General features: G+C 70.3%; 23 protein-coding genes. 12 read left to right on the top strand and 11 right to left on the bottom strand.

What is annotated here, in order from left to right:
• Positions 1-12 precede the first annotated feature (12 nt).
• Positions 13-987, bottom strand: a complete 975-nt coding sequence (locus tag ACWC0C_RS28425; protein ID WP_450866768.1) for a lytic polysaccharide monooxygenase auxiliary activity family 9 protein — start codon at positions 985-987, stop codon at positions 13-15.
• Between the two features lie 336 nt (positions 988-1,323).
• Between ACWC0C_RS28425 and ACWC0C_RS28420 the strand changes: the two genes are divergently transcribed.
• From ACWC0C_RS28420 to ACWC0C_RS28380, 9 genes are all read left to right on the top strand, one after another.
• On the top strand, positions 1,324-2,283 hold the full coding sequence (locus ACWC0C_RS28420; RefSeq protein ID WP_450866766.1) for a cucumopine synthase-related protein: 960 nt from the start codon (positions 1,324-1,326) through the stop codon (positions 2,281-2,283).
• Between the two features lie 88 nt (positions 2,284-2,371).
• Positions 2,372-3,418 (top strand): NAD(P)/FAD-dependent oxidoreductase, encoded by a 1,047-nt coding sequence (locus tag ACWC0C_RS28415; RefSeq protein ID WP_450866764.1) that lies wholly within the window; start codon positions 2,372-2,374, stop codon positions 3,416-3,418.
• A 55-nt stretch (positions 3,419-3,473) separates the two neighbouring features.
• Positions 3,474-5,234 carry a carbamoyltransferase family protein gene (locus ACWC0C_RS28410; protein WP_450866762.1) on the top strand — a complete coding sequence of 587 codons (1,761 nt, stop codon included), beginning with the start codon at positions 3,474-3,476 and terminating at the stop codon, positions 5,232-5,234.
• Positions 5,231-5,746, top strand: coding sequence for an SRPBCC family protein (locus ACWC0C_RS28405; protein WP_449198100.1), 516 nt, complete (start codon positions 5,231-5,233; stop codon positions 5,744-5,746). Before ACWC0C_RS28410 ends, ACWC0C_RS28405 begins: the two co-directional genes overlap by 4 nt.
• Positions 5,747-5,751: 5 nt before the next feature.
• Positions 5,752-6,369, top strand: coding sequence for a histidine phosphatase family protein (locus ACWC0C_RS28400; protein WP_450866760.1), 618 nt, complete (start codon positions 5,752-5,754; stop codon positions 6,367-6,369).
• Positions 6,370-6,575: 206 nt separating this feature from the next.
• A complete protein-coding gene (locus ACWC0C_RS28395) occupies positions 6,576-6,830 on the top strand; it encodes a hypothetical protein (RefSeq protein WP_450866758.1) in 255 nt (84 codons plus the stop codon).
• A 186-nt stretch (positions 6,831-7,016) separates the two neighbouring features.
• Positions 7,017-8,411, top strand: coding sequence for an FAD-dependent monooxygenase (locus ACWC0C_RS28390; protein ID WP_450866756.1), 1,395 nt, complete (start codon positions 7,017-7,019; stop codon positions 8,409-8,411).
• Between the two features lie 58 nt (positions 8,412-8,469).
• Positions 8,470-8,991, top strand: coding sequence for an LppP/LprE family lipoprotein (locus ACWC0C_RS28385; RefSeq protein WP_450866754.1), 522 nt, complete (start codon positions 8,470-8,472; stop codon positions 8,989-8,991).
• Between the two features lie 42 nt (positions 8,992-9,033).
• Entirely contained in the window at positions 9,034-9,492 is a 459-nt protein-coding gene (locus ACWC0C_RS28380) for a GNAT family N-acetyltransferase (protein WP_450866753.1), read from the top strand.
• A gap of 14 nt (positions 9,493-9,506) precedes the next feature.
• Here ACWC0C_RS28380 and ACWC0C_RS28375 read toward each other — a convergent pair whose 3' ends face one another.
• A complete protein-coding gene (locus ACWC0C_RS28375) occupies positions 9,507-9,644 on the bottom strand; it encodes a hypothetical protein (protein WP_449198106.1) in 138 nt (45 codons plus the stop codon).
• A gap of 121 nt (positions 9,645-9,765) precedes the next feature.
• On the opposite strand from ACWC0C_RS28375, the gene ACWC0C_RS28370 reads away from it, so the two are divergent.
• A complete protein-coding gene (locus ACWC0C_RS28370; protein WP_450866841.1) occupies positions 9,766-10,380 on the top strand; it encodes a class I SAM-dependent methyltransferase in 615 nt (204 codons plus the stop codon).
• Between the two features lie 37 nt (positions 10,381-10,417).
• Here ACWC0C_RS28370 and ACWC0C_RS28365 read toward each other — a convergent pair whose 3' ends face one another.
• Positions 10,418-10,918, bottom strand: coding sequence for a DUF402 domain-containing protein (locus ACWC0C_RS28365; RefSeq protein ID WP_449198108.1), 501 nt, complete (start codon positions 10,916-10,918; stop codon positions 10,418-10,420).
• Positions 10,899-11,828 (bottom strand): GNAT family N-acetyltransferase, encoded by a 930-nt coding sequence (locus ACWC0C_RS28360; RefSeq protein ID WP_450866750.1) that lies wholly within the window; start codon positions 11,826-11,828, stop codon positions 10,899-10,901. The genes ACWC0C_RS28365 and ACWC0C_RS28360 overlap by 20 nt, the downstream gene beginning before the upstream one ends.
• Positions 11,829-11,899: 71 nt before the next feature.
• On the opposite strand from ACWC0C_RS28360, the gene ACWC0C_RS28355 reads away from it, so the two are divergent.
• The gene (locus ACWC0C_RS28355; protein ID WP_449198110.1) at positions 11,900-12,268 is read left to right on the top strand and encodes a GntR family transcriptional regulator; all 369 of its coding nucleotides are present in this window, start codon (positions 11,900-11,902) and stop codon (positions 12,266-12,268) included.
• Positions 12,269-12,271: 3 nt separating this feature from the next.
• Here the strand turns inward: ACWC0C_RS28355 and ACWC0C_RS28350 are convergent, their stop codons facing one another.
• Both ACWC0C_RS28350 and ACWC0C_RS28345 read right to left on the bottom strand, forming a co-directional pair.
• The gene (locus tag ACWC0C_RS28350) at positions 12,272-13,042 is read right to left on the bottom strand and encodes a DUF72 domain-containing protein (RefSeq protein ID WP_449198111.1); all 771 of its coding nucleotides are present in this window, start codon (positions 13,040-13,042) and stop codon (positions 12,272-12,274) included.
• Positions 13,043-13,057: 15 nt separating this feature from the next.
• A complete protein-coding gene (locus tag ACWC0C_RS28345; RefSeq protein ID WP_449198112.1) occupies positions 13,058-14,167 on the bottom strand; it encodes a DUF5925 domain-containing protein in 1,110 nt (369 codons plus the stop codon).
• 185 nt (positions 14,168-14,352) lie between these two features.
• On the opposite strand from ACWC0C_RS28345, the gene ACWC0C_RS28340 reads away from it, so the two are divergent.
• Positions 14,353-15,771 carry a GH39 family glycosyl hydrolase gene (locus ACWC0C_RS28340; protein ID WP_450866747.1) on the top strand — a complete coding sequence of 473 codons (1,419 nt, stop codon included), beginning with the start codon at positions 14,353-14,355 and terminating at the stop codon, positions 15,769-15,771.
• Between the two features lie 27 nt (positions 15,772-15,798).
• On the opposite strand, the gene ACWC0C_RS28335 is transcribed toward ACWC0C_RS28340, so the two are convergent.
• The 5 genes from ACWC0C_RS28335 to ACWC0C_RS28315 all read right to left on the bottom strand — a co-directional run bounded on the left by ACWC0C_RS28335 (position 15,799) and on the right by ACWC0C_RS28315 (position 23,067).
• Positions 15,799-19,674 (bottom strand): lipopolysaccharide biosynthesis protein, encoded by a 3,876-nt coding sequence (locus ACWC0C_RS28335; protein ID WP_450866745.1) that lies wholly within the window; start codon positions 19,672-19,674, stop codon positions 15,799-15,801.
• Entirely contained in the window at positions 19,667-20,467 is an 801-nt protein-coding gene (locus ACWC0C_RS28330) for a polysaccharide deacetylase family protein (RefSeq protein ID WP_450866743.1), read from the bottom strand. Before ACWC0C_RS28330 ends, ACWC0C_RS28335 begins: the two co-directional genes overlap by 8 nt.
• Positions 20,460-21,449 carry a glycosyltransferase gene (locus ACWC0C_RS28325; RefSeq protein ID WP_450866741.1) on the bottom strand — a complete coding sequence of 330 codons (990 nt, stop codon included), beginning with the start codon at positions 21,447-21,449 and terminating at the stop codon, positions 20,460-20,462. Before ACWC0C_RS28325 ends, ACWC0C_RS28330 begins: the two co-directional genes overlap by 8 nt.
• Positions 21,446-22,270, bottom strand: a complete 825-nt coding sequence (locus ACWC0C_RS28320) for a glycosyltransferase family 2 protein (RefSeq protein WP_449198117.1) — start codon at positions 22,268-22,270, stop codon at positions 21,446-21,448. Before ACWC0C_RS28320 ends, ACWC0C_RS28325 begins: the two co-directional genes overlap by 4 nt.
• Positions 22,271-22,692: 422 nt before the next feature.
• Positions 22,693-23,067, bottom strand: a complete 375-nt coding sequence (locus ACWC0C_RS28315; RefSeq protein ID WP_450866739.1) for a hypothetical protein — start codon at positions 23,065-23,067, stop codon at positions 22,693-22,695.
• Between the last annotated feature and the right edge of the window lie 22 nt (positions 23,068-23,089).

Here is a 23,089-nt window from a genome sequence, read left to right as displayed (position 1 = left end):
CCAGCGGAGTGTCTAGCGGCGGTGGGCGCCATCCGCCGCGCGCCGCCGCACCGACAGGAACAGCGCCGCCGAACCGAGCGCCAGCGCCGCCGCGCCGCCGATGGCGACGTACGTGGTGCCGGGGGAGGTGCCGGTCTCCGCGAGGTCCTTCGAAGCACCGGCCGCCTTCGGCGCGTTGGAGTCGGTGTGCAGGGTGGAGGGCTGCGGTGCGGGGGCGGTCGTCCGGTCACCGCCGTGGCCGTGGTGCCGCATCGTCGACTTCCCGGCGCCGGCCGCGATCTGCTGGTCGGAGGGCGCGGAGGCGGTCGGAGCGGGGCTCGCGCCCGTGCCGGTTCCCGCACCGGAACCGCCGAAGTCCACGTCCGAGCAGGAGTAGAACGCCTCCGGGCTGTCCGAGCGCTGCCAGATCGCGTACAGCAGCTGCTTGCCGGACCGCTCGGGAAGCGTGCCGGAGAACGTGTAGAAGCCACCCGAGGCGACCGGGTCGGTGACCGTCGCCACCGGGTGCTCCAGATCCAGCCCGGCCCAGGCCGGCGGCTTCGCGGGGTCGTAACCGGGTTTGGTGATGTAGACCTTGAAGGTCCCTTTGTGCGGGGCCGTCACCCGGTACCTGAAGGTGTACGGCCCGCTGCGCACGCTCGTCGCCGGCCAGTCGGCGCGGGCCAGGTCCAGGCCCTTGAACTCCTCGTTGTCCGCGCTGCACAGCTTGCCGTCCGGGATCAGCTTCTGGTGCCGTCCGGCGGCGTCGCCGATCCGGATGCCGTTCCAGTCGTACAGCGCCTGCGTGCCGCCGGCCGCCACGGCCGCCTTGCACGCGGCCGACCTCGGGCTCTCCGGCCCCTCCGCGTAGCACTGCGAGACACGGCTGACCGGATCGCCCATCGAACCGTGCGCGGACGCGGGGGCGGCGGCGAGCAGGGTCAGGGCGACGGGCGGCAGACCGAGTACGGCGACGACGGCGGCCGCGCGGCGGGCGCGAGCGGACATGCGGAACTCCTCGACAGACGGTCCTTCGGTGGGGCTGGAACCCGTGGGGTGTTCCGAAGCTAGCCCTGAGAAGCCGTGAAATCGCCTGCTGGAGGCGGGTGGGGGAGATCCTTATGGTGGCGTTAAGGCAGGACTAACCGGGGGCTCAGGAAGCGGGGCAGGAGCCCGGGAGCCACGAGGTCGCTGCACACCAATCCACCTGAGCTGCGGTTTCGTAGGAACATACAAACTACGGATCTCAGGCTGATCAAGGTTTCATGTTTTCAACGCCTGACTGAAACAAGCCTGTTGGCGATGTACTCCTCGGACAAGCCGAACCAACGAACGGGGAAAGCCTTGTCCGAGAAGCTGCCTGGCCGTCAGATCGAGATCTCCTGGCCCGACCTAGGCATCACGGTCACCGCCGACCTTGACGACCGCAACCCGGCACTCGCCGACGCCCTCTGGGCGTCCCTGCCCTACCAGAGCCTCCAGGGACACGCCCTCATCGCGGGCGAACACCTCTACCACGTGGCGCCGATACCCACGCTGCTGCACACCCCCCACACCACCCGTATCCCCGACCGGCGCGAGGCCCCCAACGGCACCGTGTTCTGCTCCGGTCTGCAGCACCTGGGCATCAAGTACGGCACCCTGACCGAGCCGATGCCCGCCACCCCCGTCGGCCAGATCCGTGAGGCGGACATGCCCGCCCTGCTGGAAGCCGGGGCCGCGATCTGGGACGCCGTCTACTCCACGAAGAAGCAGATCCACGCCGAAGTCCGCCGCGCGGGCGAGCCGGGCGGCCACCGCATCCCGATGCTCCACGCCACCAACACGGACGCCGGCCGCCTGATCGCCGACATCGTTGCCGAGACCGAGAAGATCTGGCTCGCACCCCCGGCCGAGCTGGACGACCTCCACCAGGGCATCATCCCCTCCCGGGCAGGCAACTTCGGCACCGTCCTGCCCACCCTGCTGTTCGTCAACGGGGAGACCCGGCCCCTGGGTTACGCCGCCTACGGCGGACTCGTCCGCGCCACCGTCCAGGGCATGCCCATGGACTCCCTCGTCCACATGACCCGCCTCCTGGTCGGCGTCCCCGCCGAGTTCCTGGGCTACTGCGGCCTGGAGAAGCTCTGGGCGTTCACCCAGCGCTTCCTCGCCGTCCTGGACGACCTCGACCGTGACGACTTCTACGCCGTCACCAGCCAGATGGCCCTCTACATCAACTGCCTCGGCGGCTGGAACCTCCAGCTGTACCCGTGGGAGACCGGCGACCACCTGCGCCAGCAGGGCGCCCTGGCAGGCGCGTAGCCATGCCCGGAGCGGAGCCCGTCGAAGAGCCGACGGCACCGGCACTCATCGCCGCCACCGGAACCCACACCACAGGAGAAGGAAGACCTTGAGCGCCCTGCCTGCCCGCGCTGACGCCGTCGTCATCGGCGGGGGAGTGATCGGAACCTCCGCCGCCTACCACCTCGCCGAAGCCGGCGTGGACACCGTGCTGCTGGAACGCGGAGGCCTCGGCGGCGGGGCATCCGCGCACACCGCGGGCATGGTCCGCACCTACTTCCCCGGCAACCCCGGCACCGGGCAGTTGGCCGTGCGCAGCCTGCATGCCTATCACGAATTCGCCCGGCACACCGCGGTCCCCCTCGGCCTGAAGCGGCTCGGGTTCCTGGTGCTGTTCACCGACGAACAGCAGATCGCCGAATTCGAGGCCGGCCGCCAGGCCCAGCAGGCCGCCGGCGTCCAGGTCGGCCTGATCGGTGCCCGCGAAGCGGCCGAGCTCAACCCGCTGATCAACGAGCGCGCCGTCCTGGCTGCCGCCTGGTCCCCTGAGGCGTACCACGTGGACGGCCTCGACATCGTCCGCGGTTACGCCGCCGCCGCCCGCAATCACGGCGCCCGTCTGTTCACCCACACACCCGTCACACGCATCGACGACGACAACACCGTCCACACCCCGCAGGGCAGCATCAAGGCAGACAGCGTTGTGTGCACGGCCGGGCCCTGGTCCGGCGAGGTGGCATCCATGGCATCGGTCGACCTGCCGATGACACCCCACGCGATCGAGATGCTGTTCACCGACATCCCGCCCTCCCCGCACCGCGAGATGCCCATGACGATGCACGCCGCATCCGGCCTGCGGATCCGCTCCTGGAAGGACCGCATCCTCCTCGCCATGGGCGTACCCAAGGACGGCGAAACGCGCGAAGCCTGGCTCGACCGGATCGCCGGCCATCTCGGCACCCTGTTCCCCGCGTTGGACGGCATCGGCCTGCATCGCGCGTGGAGCGGCGACTTCGACGCCAGTCCCGACAACACCGCCTTCATCGGCGAACACCCCACCCGCCGCTTCCTGTACGCGGCCGGATTCACCGGCGCGGGCCTGTGCCAGGCACCCGCGGCCGGGGAGAAGATCCGCGACCTGCTGATCGCCAAGTAGCCCCATAACAGGAAAGAATGCCGTGATTGTTCTTGGATGTAATGGTTTCAGCCGGGTGTCGGAGTTCTTCGCCGAACGCCTCGGTGCGACCGGCATCAACAAGCACTACCTCTTGGGCCACGACGCCGCCGCCGCCCTCCTGGTGGACGGCCGCCTGGTCGCCGCGGTAGAGGAAGAACGCCTCAACCGGGAGAAGAAGACCACCGACTTCCCCGCGAACGCGATCGACTGGTGCCTGAAGGAAGCCGGGATCACGTTCGATGACGTCGACCTGTTCGGCTTCCCCTGGAACTGGTCCACCCAGGTCCTGAACGAGATCCTGGACGGCATCCGCACCTCGCCGATGCCGCAGGCCGCGAAGACCCGCCTCATGGCCGACATGGCCGACTTGTTCGACCAGGTCGTCAGCCACGAAGCGATTCTCGCGGACTTCGAAGCCCGCACCGGACACCGCCCCGACCCGGCCAAGGTCCGCTTCGTTCCCCACCACCTGGCCCACGCCACGACCGGCTACTACCTCGCCGGCATGAAGGACTCCGCGTTCCTCGTCAGCGACGGCCGCGCCGAACGCTTCTCGACCTTGACGGGCGAGATCCGCGACGGCCGGATCACCGTCTTCGACGACAGCGTCACCGGCGCCCAGTACTCCATCGGCACCCTGTTCTCCTCCATCACCCGCTTCCTCGGCTTCGTCCCCAACAACGACGAGTACAAGGTGATGGGCCTGGCCGGATACACCGACCCCCCGACTCCGAACCCGTTCATCGAGCACCTTCTGAGGCTGCACGACGACGGCCGCTACACCTTCACCAAGCCCCTTCAGACCGACAACCTCCACAGTCACGACGCCCTGTTCGAGGAGTACTTCGGACCCTTCGAAGACACCCTCGAATACAAGGCCCGCGTCGCTGCCGCCGCGCAGCAGATGCTGAACGTCGCCACCGCCCACCAGGTCCACCACCTGGAGAAGAGGACGGATCTCGACCGGCTGTTGTTCGAAGGCGGCGTCGCCCTGAACTGCCTGAACAACACGCCGATGTTCGAAGGCTCCCGCTTCGAGGACATGCAGGTCAGCTTCGGCGCCTCCGACACCGGCATCACCATCGGAGCCGCGGCCCACGCCTGGCTGAACCACCCCGACACCGCCCCCGCGGACATCCTCGCCGCCTCCGCGCCCGTCACCCCCTATCTGGGGCCGGCCTACGACGAGGCCGCGATCGAGGAGGCCCTCGAGGGTTTCACCGGCCGCGTCGTCGTCTTGCGCCTGGACGATGACGAGGTCATCGAGCAGGTGGCGAAGCTGCTGACGAAGAAGGTCGTCATCGGCTGGTTCGAAGGCCGTATCGAGCACGGGCCACGCGCACTGGGGCATCGCAGCATCCTTGCCAACCCCGGCTTCAGTGACATCAAGGACATCATCAACACCCGGGTCAAGCACCGCGAACCCTTCCGCCCGTTCGCTCCCCTCGTCCTCGAGGAGCAGGCGCCGGAGATCTTCGACATGGGGCGCAAGACCAGTTCCCCGTACATGACGTTCGTCTTCCCCGTCCGCGACGCATACAAGGACCGCATCCCCGGCGCCGTACACGTGGACGGAACCTCCCGTATCCAGACGCTGACGGACGAGGGAACCCCACGGCTCACGGCGCTGCTGCGGAGGTTCACCGAACTCACCGACACCCCGTGTCTGATCAACACCTCGTTCAACGTCGCCGGCGAACCCATCGTCTGCACCCCGACCGACGCCCTGAACTGCTTCATGGGCACCGAGATCGACTATCTGGTGCTCGGGAACCACCTCATCGCCAAGCGATGACCGTCAACCACCGCAAGAAGGAGCACTCCGTGCCGACGATCCAGCGCAAGCACACCATGTACCACTCCACCATCCTCGACGCCGACCCGGACACCGTGTGGGCGACCATCCGCGACGCCATGCAGATCCTGGAGATGGTGTCCCCCGGCGACCTGGACGTCCACCGGGACGTCAGCTGGGTGGAGGGCGGCTCGGTCGAAACGGTGCCGGCCCGCTACGACTTCAAGCTCACGCTCAGCGGCAAGGTCGTCCAGCAGGAGATCGCGGCCCGCGACGAGATCAACAAGACCCAGTCCTACCGGGCCGTCGCGCCCACCAGCGGGGTCAAGAACTACGAGGCCACCATCCGGGTCTTCGCCATCACCAACGACCCGGCCCGCAGCTTCTTCGACTGGTCGCGGACCCTGGAGATCGCCGAGGACGCCGACCTGAACGTCGTCGAGGGCATCATCGACATCATGGAGAAGCAGACCGACGCCGTACGGGACCACTTCGCGAAGTCCGCGAAGTGAGTGACGTGACGACGCTCGTACTGCTCCGGCACGGCGAAACCCTGCTCACCCCGCAGCGGCGGCTCTCCGGCAGCGGAGGATCCAACCCGGGACTCTCACCGGTCGGACGCCGCCAGGCCCAGGCGACAGCGGACGCCCTCGCCCACCGCGGCGACATCGAGGCGGTCGTCACGTCACCGATGCGGCGCTGCCAGGAGACCGCTCACTCCGCGGCCGCGCGCCTTGGCCTGAGCGTCCAGGTCGACCGGGACCTGCGGGAAGCGGACTTCGGCGCCTGGGAGGGCCTTACCTTCACCGAAGTCCGCGAACGCTACCCGGACGACCTGAGCGCATGGTTCGCCTCGCCCGAGAGCCCACCCTCGGGCGCGGGCGAGACCATGCAACAGGTCACCCGCCGGACCGCCGCCGTACGAGACGGCCTCTTGGCCCAGTACGCCGGTGCCACGGTTCTGGTCGTCTCCCACGCCGGACCACTCAGAACCCTGATCCGCCTCGCCCTCCAGGCCCCACCACACAGCTTGTTCCGCATGGAAGTCGCGGCAGCCTCCCTGTCGACGGTGACGTACGACGAGGCCGGCACCGCCACGGTGCAGGCCCTCAACGACACCCATCACTTGAACTGAACTGAACTGCACACCAAGAGCCCCGGGTCGTTGACCTGGGGCTCCGCTGTGCTGGCCTGGGCGAGAAGCGGACTTCTATCAAGAACATTTTCCGGTGTCAAGTCACGGCATTCAGTGGCGTGACGAGGCATGACCCGTTCGGGCCTACTCGAAACACGACCTCACCGATCCGGAGTGAGGTTTATCCGCTGAAAGGAGGACAGATCGTGTTTCGAACGAGCAAGAGGATCGCCAGGGTCGCGGCCATCGCCGTAACCGCCGCAGGGGCGCTCCTGGGCGGCGGTGCCGCCGCGCAGGCCGCATCCGCCACGACGGACGCCGCCACCGTGGCAAGCGTCAGCAAGTGGGGTGGCTGGGGCGGCTGGGGCGACTGGGGTAGCTGGTGTCACCACGGTGGCTGGGGTGGCTGGGGCAGCTGGGGTGGCTGGGGCGGTTGGGGCGTATGGGGTGGTTGGGGGTAGCCGACCCGCCGAGGCGCGGGCGCGGGTGCGGCAGACACACCTCAGGTGTGAGATCGCCGCACCCGCGCGCCCGGTGCCGGGCACGGGCCCGGCCCCCTTCTGTGCCCTCGGGCGCGCACCGACCCACAGGCACCAAGACCCAACCCACCGAGTCACCCGGAGACTCAACCCAGGGAAGAGGAACCCATGCGACCACTACTCCAAGGACCCGACCGGCAGGCGACGCCGGCCGTGACCGCCCTTCCGCCGCTGGGCGGCCCCCATCCGGCACCGACCGCGCACCAGGGTGCCGCAGCCGCGATGCGGCCGCCCGGCCGTGCGGCCCGAACGGGACACGCCATGAAGATCGTGTGCGTCGGCGGAGGACCGGGCGCGTTGTACTTCGCGATCGCGGCCAAGCGCCGCGATGCCGGCCATGACATCACCGTCATCGAACGCGACCCGCCGGGGGCCACCTACGGCTGGGGCGTGGGGTATGGGGACGACCTGCTCGACCACCTCTACCGCAACGACCCCGACAGCGCCCAGGCGGTGCGTGCGGCCTCGGCCCTGTGGCAGGACCAGGAGGTCCGCCGCGGGGAAGAGACCGCGTATCTGGGCCGGTACGGCTACAGCATCGCCCGCGCCACCCTCCTCGACATCCTCACCCGCCGCGCAACCGAGCTGGGGGTGGATGTCCAGCACCGGCGCAAGGTCGACGACCTGGCCGAACTCGCCGACGCCGACTTGATCGTCGCCTGCGACGGGGCCAACAGCCGGGTGCGCCAGTTGCACGGCGACCACTTCGGCACCCGCCTGGAAGTCGGCCGCAACCCCTACATATGGCTGGGCACCGACAAGGTGTTCCCCCGCTTCGCCTTCGCCTTCGAACGGACCCCGGCCGGGTGGATCTGGTTCTACGCCTACCCTTCGAGCGCGGACATCAGCACCTGCGTCGTCGAGTGCGCACCGGAGACCTGGCGGGGGCTGGGGCTCGATACGCTCGACACCGCCGACGGTGTGCGGTTGTTGGAGCAGATCTTCGCCTCCGCTCTGGACGGCCACGCGCTGCTTGGCCAGTCCCGGGGGGAACCGGCCCGCTGGCAGCACTTCACCGAGGTACGCAACGCCACCTGGTGCCACGACAACGTGGTGCTGCTGGGGGATGCCGCCCACACCACCCACTACACCCTGGGCTCGGGCACCCGGCTGGCGCTGCTGGATGCCATCGAGCTCGCGCACAGCCTCTATACGGAGGCAGAGCTGCCTGCCGCTTTGCAGGCCTACGACAAGCGCCGCCGGGCCGCACTCCATCCCGTGCAGGCCGCGGCCCGCACGAGCATGGCCTGGTTCGAGCATATCGACCATTACCTCGAGCAGGATCTGGTGGACTTCGCCTACGCGATGTCGGTACGGCAGGGGGCCCAGGCGCCGTGGCACTACCAGGTGCACAGGGCCACCCAGGTCCCGGTGCTGCGCCGGGTACGACGGGAAGCCAACAGGGGCCTGCGGAGGTATCTGGCGCTGCGGCGCGGGGAGACGGCCCACGGCACGGGCAGCGCCACCAGGAGGGCCACGACCACCGAACTTGTCGAGTCGTGACTCCTCATTCCCGGAAAGAAAAAGACCCATGAGCACTCACCCATGCACACATCGGTTCTTGTACACCGCCCTCGCCGCCACCGCCGTCGTCCTGACCCTGCCCCCCGCAACGGCACTGGCCGCGCCCCCCTCCGCAGGGTCCCGGGCCGACGTGCCGAGTCCCAGCGCGATCGCGCGGGTGATGACCGCGACCGCCGAGACAGATGACGCCTCGGAACATTTCGCGCCGTCCAGCGCCCCGGTCACGGTGGCGGACGGGTCCGGCGGTCATCTGACCGCGGTGCTCGGCACCCGTTCTCCGAGCGCGGACGGGCACGGGCAACTGGTCTATTTCTGGCACGGTACGACGTTTGTCGGCTGGGACAGCAGCAGCGAAAGCCTGGCCATCCAAGCCATAACTCCCGGAAAACCGGGCGCCATCCGAGTCACCTACGCCCATTACGGGCCCGATGATGCATTGTGCTGTCCCTCCCTGCCCGCGGTCACGATCGAATACCGCTGGAATGGGCACGGCTTCACCCCCTCAGGGATGCCACCAAAACGCGGAGGGGAAACGGCGGTGAGACTGGAGGGTAGCTGAACCCGGATTCGTCGACGGCGCTCAGGCAGATAGCGTGCGGCCATGATCGAAGAGAGTGCCGAGGGCGTGCGGCCGGCCGGCGCCGACGACGTGCCGGCTGTGAAGGCGGTGACGGACGCGGCCTACCACCACTACATCGAGCGCATCGGCGTGGTGCCGCAGCCCATGGAGGCGGACCACGCCGCGAACGTGGCCGCAGGCAAGGTGTTCGTCACCGGGGAACCGGTCGACGGGCTGGTCGTGATCGAGGCGTTGGCCGGCCATCTCTTCCTGGACAGCATCGCCGTCCACCCCGGTGCCCATGGCACGGGCGTGGGGCGGCGGCTGCTGCACTTCGTCGACGCACGCGCGCGTGAGCTGGGCCTCGGCGAGATCCGGCTCTATACGAACGCGTTGATGTGGGAGAACCAGAGGATCTATCCGAAGTACGGATACGAGGTCGTGGAACGTCGCGTCGACGGGCCCTACGACCGGATTCACTACCGCAAGCTGCTGGGCTGAAGGCCCGGGCGGGATCAACTGTCGGGCCACCAGGTGCGCGCGATGTCTCTGCGCACCTCGGGTCGTCCCGCCGGGTGTTCCTCCTCCGCCTCTTCGCGGATCCGGCGGCTGTCCGTCTTCTTCAGGGGCTTGTGCACGGTCATGCGGCGCATGGCTGCCTCCTTCAGTGCCTACCGAGTTTCCGTGTTGTCACGGAGGTAGACCCTTTGGGGGAGAGTTCCTCATCGGAGCCGGGTTGTCAGTGGCGGGTGTCACTCTTTGGGCATGACGAACATGGATGGCCACACGGTTGCGGCGGGTACTCCGGATGTCGACTGGGACGCCGAGGCCGGCTCCTTCGACGACGAGCCGGACCACGGACTGCGCGACCCCGATGTCCGCGCGGCCTGGGCGGCCCGCCTCCGCTCCTGGCTGCCCGGGCGCCCCGCCGACGTCCTCGACCTCGGCTGCGGCACCGGCAGCCTGTCGCTTCTCGCGGCCGCACAGGGACACCGGGTGACCGGCGTCGACTCGTCCCCGGCGATGGTCGAGCGGGCCCGCGCCAAGCTCGCCGGACGCGACGCGGTCGTCCTGCGCGGGGACGCCGCGGCCCCGCCGGTCGGGGAGCAGCGCTTCGACGTCGTCCTCGTACGGCACGTGCTCTGGACGCTGCCGGGTCCCGACCGGGTGCTGCGGCACTGGCGCGACCTGTTGCGTCCCGGAGGCCGTCTCGTCCTGGTCGAGGGCGTCTGGGGCACCGTGCACCCCGTGGGCATACCCGCCGACCGGCTCACCGCACTGCTCGCGCCCCTGAGCCCGCACGTGCGCGTGGAGCGACTGTCCGGCGACTCGGTGTTGTGGGGGAGGGCTGTGGAGGACGAGCGGTATGCGGTGGTGGCGACGGTGTGAGGGCCAGGGTGGTGGGTGGTGGGTGGTGGGTGAGGGGTCAGGTCAGCAACTTTTCGAAGCCATCGGTGCGGGCCAGCCTCTCCAGTTCCCCGAGGGCGGCCACCGCGGCGGACGCGGCCTCGGGGTCCGTCTCCGTCAGCCCGCTCTCGGCGAACTCGTCCTCGTCCAGCCGTCGTACGTCCGTGCCGTCGGCGGAGCGCCACAGGTCCAGGTCGAGGTCCTCCACGACCAGCTCACCACCGGTGCGGACCGCCGGACGCGTGATGTCGCAGTACCAGCCCTTCACGCTGCCGTCCGCCGCGCGGACCTCCTTGACCGAATACCAGCGGTTCCGCCAGTAGTACTCGGTGAAGAGATCGCCCGGCTCGAAGCGGACGAAGCCGAAGTCGCGTACGCCGGAGCCCGCCCAGGGGGCGCTTACGGCGATACGGGTGCCGTCGTCGCCGAGCAGCTCGGCCGGATAACGGATCTTCGTCCGGCCGGCCTTGACCAGGACGACCTCCAACCGAGTCGATGTGTCAGCCGAGTTCACGGACATAGCGCACCTCCGTGGCGCAGATCTCGTATCCGAGCCACTTGTTGATCGCGATCATGGGCTCGTTGCCGGCGTCGTTGCCCGTGAAGGCCACGGTGAGACCGGCGTCGCGGGCCCGGTACAGGGAGTGGATCTTGGCGAGCTTGGCCAGGCCACCGCCGCGGTGGGCGCGGGCGGTGCCGGTCATCGCGGTGGAGTAGCGGCTCACGCCATCGGTGTAGGCCACGCTGAAGGCGACCGGACGGCCGTCGACACACGCGGCCACCGTCAGGTCGAGGTCAAGCAGCGGATGCTTCCAGTACTGCTCGACCCAGGCGTCGTAGTCCGCGTACTCGAAATCGATGTCGCCCGGTTCGTCCAGCATGGTCTCGGCGTCCAGCTCGAACAGCGGGCGTGGGTCGTCCGCGAAGTCCCTGGCCGTGCGCAGCTCGACGCCCGGCGGGGTCCGAGGCAGCGGAGGCAGAGCGGCGCCCGCCAGATCGCGGCGCAGGAAGTGGGCGGACCGGCTGCCGCGATAGCCGTGCCGCTGCGCGAAGGCACGGTTGACCGGCTCGTCGAGGACCCAGCTGAGCAGCCTGGTCGCTCCCTGCGCGGCGAGGTGCTCCTCTGCCGCCCGCAGCAGCAGCCCGCCGGCGCCGCGACCGGTCCGGTCCGGCCGGACGTAGATGTTCAGCAGCCCCTGGCCCGGCTCGGTGCTGTCGTGGGCCAGGTGGACCTGGGCCGTGCCGATCACCTCGCCGTCCTCCTCCGCGATCAGCGGCCGGTAGCGGGCGTCCGGCGGCATGTGGACGGCGTTGTGACGCACCGAGGCAGAGGTGAACAGGATGTACGGCAGGGCGAGATGGCGAACCCGGGCGAAGCCCTCGGCGTCGGCCGGGACGTCGGGGCGGAGATCGCGGACGATCACTGTCATGGTGAGGCACCGTACGGGGCCGCGTACCGGGGATGCCTCTCATTTTCCGCCGGGTACGGGACAATCGGCCCGTGAGCCTGAAGATCCGCATCGACGACAGCGCGCCCCCGTACGAGCAGGTGCGGGCGCAGATTTCCGAGCAGGCGCGGTCCGGAGCACTGCCGGTGGGGTACCGGCTGCCGACCGTGCGGGGGCTGGCCGAGTCCCTGGGCCTCGCGGTGAACACGGTGGCCAAGGCGTACCGGGCGCTGGAGAGTGACGGGGTGATCGAGACGCGGGGGCGCAACGGAACGTTCGTGGCTGCCGCCGGCTCGGCCGCGGAACGTGAGGCTTCCTTGGCCGCTCAGGCGTACGTGGAGCGGGTGCGGAGGCTGGGGCTGGGGGAGGCGGAGGCGCTGGCCGCCGTGCGGGATGCCTTGCGGGCCGCTTACGGCCGGTAGGGCTTACCGGTGCTGGGCGAGCTCCGGGACCCGTGTCGTCCGTAGTCCCGCCCGCTTTGCCGTTCTCCCGAACGTCACCGCGTCCTGCACCGCCGCCCCGCCCGGGTCGTTGTTGAAGTACGCGTACACGTCGTCCCCCTCGCGCCATGTCGTGGCGATGCGGTCCACCCACGTCTCCAGTGACCGGCGGCCGTAGCGGGGCCAGGGGTGGGCGCGGCCCTCGTGGAAGCGGACGTAGCCCCAGTCGGTGGTGCGCCACAGCGGGGTGACCGGGCGGGCCAGGACGTCCGCCCAGCACAGGGCCGCTGCCCGGGACGACAGGACCTCACGTACCTCGGGTGTCCACCAGGAGTCGTGGCGGGGTTCCACCGCGACCCTCGTACCGGACGGGAAGCAGGCCAGGCAGGTGTCGAGGAGGGCGGGGTCGGCGCGCAGGGTGGGCGGGAGCTGGAGGAGGACCGGGCCCAGGCGGTCGCCGAGGCCCGCCGCGTGGCTCATCAGGCGGTGCACCGGTTCCTCGGGGTCCTTCAGGCGCTTGATGTGGGTCAGATAGCGGCTGGCCTTCACCGCGACCACGAAATCCTCCGGGACCCGCTCCCGCCACGCCTCGAAGTTCTCGTGGGACGGGAGACGGTAGAACGCGTTGTTGATCTCAACGGTCGCGAAGAGGCGCGTGTACTCCTCCAGCCAGAGCCGTGCCGGGACCCCGGCCGGATAGACGACGTCCCGCCAGTCCTTGTACTGCCACCCGGAGGTGCCGACGAACAAGGTCACAGCACCATGAAAGCACTACAGGTACAGGCCCGCGTCCGCGCCGTCCCGCGCCCCCGGCACCGAGGTCGGCGCCGTGCCCCGGCGCAGCGCGAACAGCTCGGCCAGGGTCGCCCCGTCGCGGCCGATGGCATCCTCCCGGTCGTGGGCCTCGCCGCCGAGCCAGTCCACCGCCTCCCGGTGGGTCAGCTTGCCCACCTCGATCCGGGCCAGGCAGCGGCCGGGGCGGACCACCGCCGGGTGCAGGCGCTCCAGGTCCTCGTTGGTGGTGACGCCGACCAGGACGTTGCGGCCCTGGCCGAGCAGACCGTCGGTGAGGTTCAGCAACCGGGACAGGGCCTGGCCCGCCGTGTGCTTGGCCTCGCCGCGGATCAGCTCGTCGCAGTCCTCCAGGAGGAGCAGACGCCAGCGGCCCTTGCCGGCGCCGTCCTCCTCGCCGATCGCGATGTCCATCAGATAGCCGACGTCGGAGAAGAGACGCTCGGGGTCCAGGACGCAGTCCACCTGGCACCAGTCCCGCCAGGAGCGGGCCAGCGTGCGCAGGGCCGAGGTCTTGCCGGTGCCGGGCGGGCCGTGGAGGAGGAGCAGCCGACCCGCGATGTCCTGCGGGGTCGTCCCCATCAGGCGGTCCATCGCGTCCGCCACCGGTGCCGTGTAGTTGGCCCGGACCTCGTCCCAGGTGCCCGCGGAGATCTGCCGGGTGGTGCGGTGCGGGCCGCGCCTGGGGGAGACGTACCAAAAGCCCATGGTCACGTTCTCGGGCTGCGGCTCGGGCTCGTCGGCGGCGCCGTCCGTGGCCTGGTCCAGGACCTTCTTGGCCAGTTCGGCGCTGGTCGCGGTCACCGTGACGTCCGCGCCGCGGTTCCAGCGGGAGACCAGCAGGGTCCAGCCGTCGCCCTCGGCGAGGGTGGCGCTGCGGTCGTCGTCGCGGGCGACCCTGAGTACCCGGGCGCCGTCGGGCAGCAGGGTCACGCCGGAGCGGACGCGGTCGATGTTCGCCGCGTGCGAGTACGGCTGCTCGCCCGTCGCGAAGCGGCCGAGGAACAGCGCGTCGACGACGTCGGACGGCGAGTCGGAGTCGTCGACGTGGAGCCGGATCGGCAGAGCGTCGTGTGGGTTCGCAGGCATGCGGCCATGATCCGGCACGAATGTGCTGTGCGCACGGCATTTCGCTCGGGTGGGACCCGCAGTTCGGAACGTGCGGGCGGCCTTGGGCCGGTCGCGCGGTTCCCCGCGCCCCTTGCGGGACGTTGCCCTGCGCGTGTTTCCAAGACCCGCCCGAGGCGCGGCTTCCGCCATTACTGTTGTCCCCGATGGGACGTCATGGGTGGGATTCGGATACTCGGCGGTGGCGGCTCACCGCTCTACTCGGTGTGGGCGTGGCCGCGCTGGCCCTGGTGGTGACCCTGATCAGCACGCTCTCCGGCGGGCCCAGCACGGCGGGCACCTCCCGCGACGGCGACAAGGTGCACGGCACCCCCGCGAGCCCGAGCGGGACACCGCAGCCGTACGTGGGCTGGGGCTTCACCCACACGCAGTACAGCGCCGACGAGGGCGACGGGGCGGCAACCGCGCGCGTGAAGCGGCTGCTCGGCCGGGAGCGCGGGCTGGCGCAGAACCAGCACATCATGGGCTGGGGCGCCGACAATCCCGAACCGGTCAAGGGGCACTACGACTTCGGCGCCCTGGACCGCCGTGTCGACTTCGTGCGCGCCTCCGGCGGCACCCCGGTGATCACCCTGTGCTGTTCCCCGGACTGGATGAAGGGCGGCAAGGCCGGGGTCGGCAACACCGACTGGAGTCGGCCCGCCCTGGAGAAGGCCCCCACCCCCGACCACTACCAGGACTTCGCCGACCTGGCCGCCACCGTCGCCCGGCGCTACCCGGACGTGAAGCACTTCGTCGTCTGGAACGAGTTCAAGGGTTTCTGGAACGACGCCAGGTCCCGCTGGGACTACGAGGGGTACACCAGGATGTACAACCTCGTGTACGCGGCGCTGAAGAAGGTCGACAAGGACATCATGGTCGGCGGGCCCTACCTGGTCATGGACAGCGTTGACCCGCGCGACGCGAACGCCTCCACCGCGCTGAAGGGGCCCTGGGGCGCCATGGACCAGCGGGTTCTCGACGCCTTCTCCTACTGGAACGCCCACAAGGCCGGCGCCGACTTCACCGTCGTCGACGGCTCCAGCTACACCCGCGACGACGACCTGCTGCCGAACGAGTTCGCGGCCACCGACAAGCTGACGGCGGTCGGCGCATGGGTGCGGCGGCAGACCCACGGCCTGCCGCTGTGGTGGGCCGAGTACTACGTCGAGCCCGGCGACGGCAACGACGACCGCAAGGGCTGGACCGAGCCGCACCGCGTCGCCGTCCAGGCCACCGGAATGATCGCCATGGTCAAGGGCGGCGCGGACTCCGGCTTCTACTGGAACCCTGAGGACAAGACGGGCACCGACTGCGCCGGCTGTCTGTGGACGCCCACCGACAGCGCCGACGGGGGGCAGGAACGTCCCATGTACGGCCTGGTGTCCCGGTTCGCCAGGGCGTTCCCGCCCGGCACCGGGTACGAGACGGTCCAGGTCGCGCCCGACGACGTGCCCAATGTCCGCGTGCTGGCCAGTGACAAGACCGTACTCGTCGTCAACACGCAGAACCGGACGATCAGCGCCCAGGTCGACGGCAAGCGGTTCGACATGCGGCCGTACGAGGTGAAGTGGCTCGATCGCTGAGCCACCCCACACCCGTCACCCCAGGTGTCACTTCATGGTCAGGAACCGTTGCACCAGCGAGGCCAGCACCACCGCGAGCAGCGGCAGCGCGAACCAGAACGTGCCCTGAAGCAGCCGCAGTTGGCGCACGCCCGGCCGGATGGCGACCCGGACCACCTCTCGTGCGGCCAGCAGCAGGATCAGGACGACGGCGGCCAGCGCGCCGACCACCGACCACGGGGTCCAGGTCACCTGCGGCCCGATCGGCCCCGGGTGCGGCTTCGGCACCGCGCCGGCCGGCTGCCTGCGCAGCGCGAACACGGTGACGTCGTCGTTGACCAGGACCTTCGTCAGCTCCTGCCGGTTGTCCAGGTTCTCGATCAGCCGGGGCTCCCAGGTCGCGGAGTAGCCCGCGTCCAGCCGCAGATAGGTCACCTGGCTGCGGTTGATCATCAGATAGGAGTTCGGGCCCGCGTCCTTGAGCGCCTTGACCAGGCCGGACACCAGCACCGGGTCGGTCGGGGCCAGAGTGGGCACGTAGTTCACCCGCTCCATGTCCTTCGCGCCCCACGGCATGGCCGGGGTCACGTCGTTGACCGTGTCCTGGGTCAGCCACAGCAGCCGCACCGTCGGCTTGTCGTGGGCGTACACCCAGTTCATGGCGGCGACCTCGCCGGGCCGGGTGCGCTCGAACGGCTCGTTGCCCCAGCGGGCCACCAGGAAGCCGCCCATGAGCAGCAGCCCGGCCAGCAGCGCGGCCAGCGGGGCGAGGCTCACCCGGTCCTTCTCGCGCTCCTTCGCGGTGACGCCGGTGCGCGGGAAGAGGGCGAGGGCCCCGAGCAGGGCCGCGCCCGGCACCGCGAACATGAAGACGCGCAGCGCCATCTCACCGCCGTACGACTGCATGCCGAAGCCCAGGAACGGCACGAAGGTCAGCACCAGCAGCGTCCGCTCGCGGTAGCGGTGGAAGCGGCGGCGCCACCAGCCCCAGCAGGCGAACGCCATGACCGAGCCGGCCAGCAGCACCCGGGTGTACAGCACCAGCTTGTGGGTGGAACTGCCGCCCTGGATGCGGCCGGAGACGGACGTGGAGACATTGCTGCCGACGCCGCCGACCCCGCCGAACAGGTCGTTGAAGTGCCCGGACCAGTACGGCTCGGCCATGAAGCCGACCCAGACCGAGACCAGCACCGCGAACAGCAGTGGCAGCCCGCGCAGTTCGGACCGGCCGAGCAGGACCAGGGCGGCGAGGACGCCGAGCATGACGAACGGGGTGAGCTGGTGCGCGGGCACGCTCGCCGCGTACAGGCCGATCAGCACCAGCAGGAGCACCGCCCGCTGGCGCCGGTCGGCCGGTTCCACCTCGGCCTCGCCCGGGCGGAACTTCGTCCAGATCACCCGCGGCGGGCGGAACCAGACCAGCAGGATCGCCACGAACATCAGATACAGCAGATACGTGAAGCCCTGTGGCGAGAAGTAGTCCTGGCCGACCCAGCCGCACAGCACGAACAGCCAGACGCCGGTCCACTTCGCCCGCCAGCTCGCCCGCAGCGAGCGGGTGAGCAGGAACATCGGGGCCAGATAGGCGAGCTGGATGGCGGTCGGCCACCAGCGGATGACCTCGGTGAAGTCGCTGACCCCGCAGGCCCGGCCGACGAACGCGGCCACCGCGAAGAAGCCCGGCCAGCTCCAGCGGGCGTCCAGGTCCGGTACGGCGGACCCGGTGCGGTCGACGTAGTCGATGAACCCGAGGTGCTGCCAGGCCGTCGGGAACCGCGGCTCGGCCTCGATCACCGCGGGCAGCGCGTGCAGCGATACGACCGTCGCGAGCAGCGTGACCAGCAGCAGCGCCCGGTGCTCGCGGCGCAGCCAGAGCAGCGCGGCGAAGACGACGACCAGCAGGCCCGCTCCGACGAGGGTCGGCAGCGGCAGCACCGAGACCAGCCCGAGGCCGCCCATCCGGCCCAGGTCTCTCTCGCCGAGCCGCAGCGCGGGCACCCAGTACAGCAGCAGCGCGGCGATCAGCAGACAGCCGAGGACGACACCCGAACGGGTGGGCAGCAGCCGCTGCCGCAGGGGGACGGGGGCCGAGGTTTCGTCGGGCACGGGCTCCCCGTCTGCGGTCTCGTCCGGTACGGCGCTGTCGGGGACGGCCGGAGCCACGGGGGCGTCGGCCTGCGCCGAGGACGCGTCGGCCCCCGAGCCGAACCTACCGAATGCCCCTTCCAGTTCCTCCCGCGAGAACGGCGCGTCGACCCCCGCCGCTTCCGCCTCCCGCAGCAGCTCCGCCTCGGCCGGGCCCAGCGAGGACTCGCTGCCGGGCTCCCTCTCCTCCACCGGAAGCCCCAGCGGAGCCACCGGCCTACCGGCCACCGGCGTACCGGCGGGCGGCGTGCCGGGGCCCGGGCGGACGTCCGGCCGGCGCTCCACATGGTCGAAGTCGACGTGGATGCCGAGGGCGAGCGTGTCGGAGTCCAGCGCCCAGGCCGGGCTGTGCCGGCGGGCCGGGGAGGGGGCCGGGATCTCGCGTGCCCCCAGGTCGGCGAGGTCCCCGTCGGGGGCCGCCGTGTCGGGTACGGCGGCGGGTGCGGTCCGGATCGTCTTCCACAGCTTCGGTGCGGCGATCGCCGCGATCACCGCGAGGCTGGCGGCCTCGGCGACGCCCGCGCCGGTCAGTCCCATCCGGGGCAGGAGCAGCAGGGTCAGGCCCAGCACCAGCACACACAACAGGCCCTGGAGCCAGGCGAGTCCGGCGGTGCGGCTGCGCGCGCGCAGCACCGCGAAGTACGTCTCGATCACCACGCGCAGCACCGAGCCGACCGCGAGCCAGCGCAGCAGCGGGGTCGCCGCGTGCGCATAGCCCTCGCCGAACACGCCGAGGATCCAGGGCGCGCCGATGATCAGCAGACCGGCGATCGGCAGCATGATCCGGGCCATCCGCTTGAGCGCGGCGCGGGTGTTGGCGGCCAGCCGGCCCGGATCGTGCGAGCCCTCGACGGTGAGGGACGCGCCCATGTTGATGGCGAGGAGATCGGTCGTACCACCGATGGTGGTGGCGATGTAGAAGTACGCGTTCTCCGCGGAACTGACCTGCGAGGCGACGATCACCGGCACGAGGTAGATCACCGCGAGCGAGAACAGCGATCCGGTGTAGTCCCCGGCCAGGAACCTGCCGACCTGCTTCAGGGTCGGCGGCACCGCGCGGCCCTCGGTCGCCTTGACGTGCCGGGGCACGAGGCGCCGGAACACCAGCCAGCCCAGCGGCACCACCGAGGTGGCGATCGCGGCGACCCAGGAGACGAAGACACCGGTGGTGGACAGGGCGGCGGCGAACGCGACGAGCAGCGCCAGCTTCACCGCCGAGAACACGGTGTTGCCCACCGGCACCCAGGTCGCGCTGCGCAGCCCGGTCAGCACACCGTCCTGCAGGGTGAGCAGGTTCCAGGCGGCGACGGCCGCGAGGAAGCCGAGGCCGTTGACCGTCCCGTGCAGGAAGCGGTACGACGGCCCCCAGGTGTCCAGGGTCAGCAGGAAGACCACCGCCGCGAGCGCCACCAGCAGTGAACTGCCCGCATAGGTACGGAAGATGAGCTTGCCGGTGCGCGCCCCGGCGACCGGGATGAAGCGGGCCAGGGCGCCGGTCAGGGTCACCGCGGTCAGCCCGGCGAGGAACTTCATCGCCGCGATGGCGGCCGAGCCCTGCCCGACCGCCGACTCCGAGTAGTAGCGCGCCGCGGCCAGCCAGAAGCCGAGCCCGAGCACGGCCGAGATGCCCGTGTTGAGCATCAGCGCATAGGCGTTGCGGAACAGCGGCGCGCCGGCGGAGGACCGGCCCGTCCCGGGCAGCCGGAGGCGGCGCCGGGGCCTTACGGGGGCCCCGGCGCCGGTCGTCGTGGACTCGGTCGTGGTGGTCGTGTCAGACACGGGAACGGATGGCCTTCCGGCGGACCTGACGGGCTCTGCGGACGAGGGCGTACCCCTTGGTGAGGGCGCGGTCCCTGGCGAAGTTGCGGGCGACGGCCCGGCCCTGGAGCAGCTGCTCGAACTCCTCCACGCCGGTGCCGCGCCGGACCGTGACCCGCCGCAGCGCGTAGGGCCCCTGGCGGCGGCGGGCGAGGGCGTTGCCGACGGCGAGCGCCTGGGCGTACCCGTTCGCGCGTACGGCCTGGCGGACCCGGCGGCTGGAGTAGCCGTAGGGGTAGGCGAACGACGCAGGGCGGGCGCCGAGTTCGTCCGCGACGATCTCGGTGCAGCGGCCCAGTTCCTCGCACAGCGCGCGGTCGTCGAGCTGGTCGAGCTGCGGATGGGTGTGGCTGTGCCCGCCGATCTCGACGCCGGCGCCGGCCAGCTCGCGCACCTGCCCCCAGTCCAGCATGGTGTCCAGGCCGCCCCCGGTGTCGTAAGCGCCCCTGATCCAGCCGGTGGAGACGAACAGCGTGGCCGGGAAGCCGTGCTTGGCGAGGACGGGCAGGGCGTGCCGGTGCACGCCCTCGTAGCCGTCGTCGAAGGTGATCAGCACCGGACGGGCGGGCAACGGGCGGCCGGTGCGCCAGCGGGCCGCGAGATCGGCGGTGGTGACCGGGGTCAGGCCCAGGTCACCGATGAGCGCCATCTGCTCCGTGAACGCCTCCGGCGCGACCGACAGGACACGGGTGGCGTCGTTGGGCGCGGTGGCCACGGAGTGGTACATGAGGATCGGTACGGGAGTGTCACTCACCTGTGCCCCCTTCGATCGGCGCCACCGAGAACCTCGTGTCGCCCCGCCGCGCCCGCAGGCTGCCCACCGCGTAGCCGCCGGCGGCGCTCAGTACCCCGGCCACGATCGCGGCCGCGCGTCCCGCGCCGCCCGGGCGGGCCAGCAGGGCGTCCCGCAGGCCACGAGCGACCCCCGCGGGCAACACCCTCGTGGTGTACCGGCGTTCGGACTCCAGCCCCTTGTCCGCGCCGACGCTCCGGGCGACCAGCGCCTTGGACAGGCCCTCGGCGTAGGTGCGGGTGCGGAAGTAGGCGAAGTGCTCGCGGGGTGCGGGCACCCGGTGGTGGATCACCGCGCGGTCGTCGATGAGCAGGACGGCGTCGGGGCGGGCCCGGGTGAGACGGATGCACAGTTCCGTCTCCTCGCAGCCCAGCGGGCGGCGGTCGCCGTCGCGGCCGATGCCGGTCGCGAAGCCGCCCGCCGCGTCGAACGCCGTACGCCGGAAGGAAGCGTTTCCGCCGAGTACGTTGCGCACCCGGACGCGGCCCGGTGGCAGCCCCTTGTAGGTGCAGCCCACCACCCAGTCGAACTCCTCCGGGAACCAGGCGGGCCGCCGCCCCGACGCCCAGACGGGCTCCGTACGGCCGCCGACCGCCATGACATGCGGGTCGGTGTACCCCTCGGCGAAGCGGCGCAGCCAGTCCCGTTCGGCCACGGCGTCGTCGTCCAGGAAGGCGATGACCTCACCGTGGGAGGCGGCGATGCCGGTGTTGCGGCCGGCGGACAGGCCGCGCGGGCCCGCGTTGGCCAGCACCCGGACGCCGTCGGCCTCCTTGTACTCCCGGGCCAGCCGCTCCAGCAGGGCGGCGTTGTGGTCGACCACGAGGAGCGTCTCCAGCGCCGGGTACGACTGCGCGCGCACCGAGGAGACCGCCGCGAGGATGTCCTCCCAGCGGTCCTCGGTGTACACGCAGATCACGACGGAGATGCCGGGATCCCTCAAGACACCTCTCCCCGGACCGTGTCGAGCATCGGCGAGTGGTGTTCCTGGCGGCGCAGCTCGCGCCGGTTGGAGCGCTCCTTGAGGATGACCTTCAGCACCCGGCACCCGTCGCGCACGGCCCGCAGATTGCTGGTGCCGTGGATGCGGAGGTACTCGTGGCTCGGGATCTCCTGGACCTTCAGACCGGCTTTGACCACTCTGATGTTCATCAGCGTCTCGACCTCGAAGCCGGTGCAGTCGAGGTCGATCTTGTCCAGGCAGTGCCGCCAGAACGCGTTGTAGCCGTAGCACAGGTCGGTGTAGCGGGCGCCGAACTTGCGGTTGACGACCGTGCACAGCGCCCAGTTGCCGAGCTTGCGGATGAAGGTCATGTCGTCGGTGCCGCCGCCGTTGGCGAAGCGCGAGCCCTTGGCGAAGTCGGCGCCGGAGACCAGCGCGGAGACGTAGCTGACGATCTCGCCGCCGTCGGCCGAGCCGTCGGCGTCGACCATCACGATGATGTCTCCGCTGCACGCCTCGAACCCGGTGATCAGGGCATCCCCCTTGCCCTTGCCGTGCTGTTCGACGACCTTGACGTCCGGCCGGAGGGAACGGGCCACGTCGACGGTGTCGTCCGTGGAATTGCCGTCCACCAGAACGACTTCGTGTATCCAGTCCGGGAGCGTCTTGAAGACGTAGGGCAGATTCTCCGCCTCATTCATGGCGGGAATCACCACGCTCACCGGCGGAGTGATCGCCAGGTGAGAGGAGATCGGCCGGTAGTGCGAGGAGAGGAACGGATCTTGATGCCCTGAACTGGGCGGGCGGAGAACGGAACTCATGAGTGTTTTCCCTCTCGTCCGGTGGGCCGCCCACCCCCGGGCGGCCCGGCTCTGTGTCCGGTTCGAAAGGGGGGTTCTCATCTTCGGCACGGGAAATCGATCTCCGTGGAATTGATCTCCATGGCATCGATCTCCATGCACGTCGATGAGCTGGCAAAGCTGGCCGGCCTGCCGGAGAAAAACGGCAGCCGGTCGCGCGGCACGACTCGGTCACCATTGCGGTCACCGAGTACGGCACCCCCCTACCGCGCCCCGCGCCGGTGGACGCCGCGGCCCTGAGCCCTCCCCTGGAGCCGTGTGCCGACGTGCCGGTGCGGGTGAGATGTATGACGGTATTGACGATTGAACCCGAAAGGCAAGACCTGGAAGGCTGCCTCACGTTTTTGTTGGTTAGCCCGTTACACAACTTTGGCGCGTCTTGCTCAGTGTTGTGTGCGTTTTCCGGAAATTTGTTCCCGGAGCAGGGTCAGGGCCAGGAGCAGCAGGCTCAGCACGGTCACCGTCACCACTCCGCCGCGGACGGACCAGCGGTGGACCGCGAGCATGCCTTGGGCAACCAGCATGTTGACCACGACCGAGCCCGCAAGCGCGCAGAGAGTCCGGCCGAACGGATCCAGCCCGCGCAGTGCCGCGGCGAGCGCCACGGCCGGCGCCGCGAGCAGGAAGAACAGGGTGCACGGGCCGCGTAGCGGAGAAGCGGAATCGGCGAGAGCGAGCAGTGCGCCGACCGCCGCGACGGCGGTCGCGGCACCCGCGAACAGCGGCAATGAAGATGTCTTGATGCGTATGGTCTGCATTGGCGACTTTGCCCCCCGACGC

This window comes from Streptomyces sp. NPDC001709 (assembly GCF_053596375.1).
This window is presented reverse-complemented; position numbering and strand designations above follow the sequence as displayed.

Bases quoted from the DNA above. Each gene is read 5' to 3' on its own strand.
- ACWC0C_RS28320 (WP_449198117.1), bottom strand. From the start codon at position 22,270: ATGAGTTCCGTTCTCCGCCCGCCCAGTTCAGGGCATCAAGATCCGTTC.
- ACWC0C_RS28365 (WP_449198108.1), bottom strand. From the start codon at position 10,918: ATGTCCGTGAACTCGGCTGACACATCGACTCGGTTGGAGGTCGTCCTG.
- ACWC0C_RS28425 (WP_450866768.1), bottom strand. From the start codon at position 987: ATGTCCGCTCGCGCCCGCCGCGCGGCCGCCGTCGTCGCCGTACTCGGT.
- ACWC0C_RS28375 (WP_449198106.1), bottom strand. From the start codon at position 9,644: ATGCGCCGCATGACCGTGCACAAGCCCCTGAAGAAGACGGACAGCCGC.
- ACWC0C_RS28390 (WP_450866756.1), top strand. From the start codon at position 7,017: ATGCGACCACTACTCCAAGGACCCGACCGGCAGGCGACGCCGGCCGTG.
- ACWC0C_RS28370 (WP_450866841.1), top strand. From the start codon at position 9,766: ATGGATGGCCACACGGTTGCGGCGGGTACTCCGGATGTCGACTGGGAC.
- ACWC0C_RS28405 (WP_449198100.1), top strand. From the start codon at position 5,231: ATGACCGTCAACCACCGCAAGAAGGAGCACTCCGTGCCGACGATCCAG.
- ACWC0C_RS28345 (WP_449198112.1), bottom strand. From the start codon at position 14,167: ATGCCTGCGAACCCACACGACGCTCTGCCGATCCGGCTCCACGTCGAC.
- ACWC0C_RS28360 (WP_450866750.1), bottom strand. From the start codon at position 11,828: ATGACAGTGATCGTCCGCGATCTCCGCCCCGACGTCCCGGCCGACGCC.
- ACWC0C_RS28380 (WP_450866753.1), top strand. From the start codon at position 9,034: ATGATCGAAGAGAGTGCCGAGGGCGTGCGGCCGGCCGGCGCCGACGAC.
- ACWC0C_RS28340 (WP_450866747.1), top strand. From the start codon at position 14,353: ATGGGACGTCATGGGTGGGATTCGGATACTCGGCGGTGGCGGCTCACC.
- ACWC0C_RS28315 (WP_450866739.1), bottom strand. From the start codon at position 23,067: ATGCAGACCATACGCATCAAGACATCTTCATTGCCGCTGTTCGCGGGT.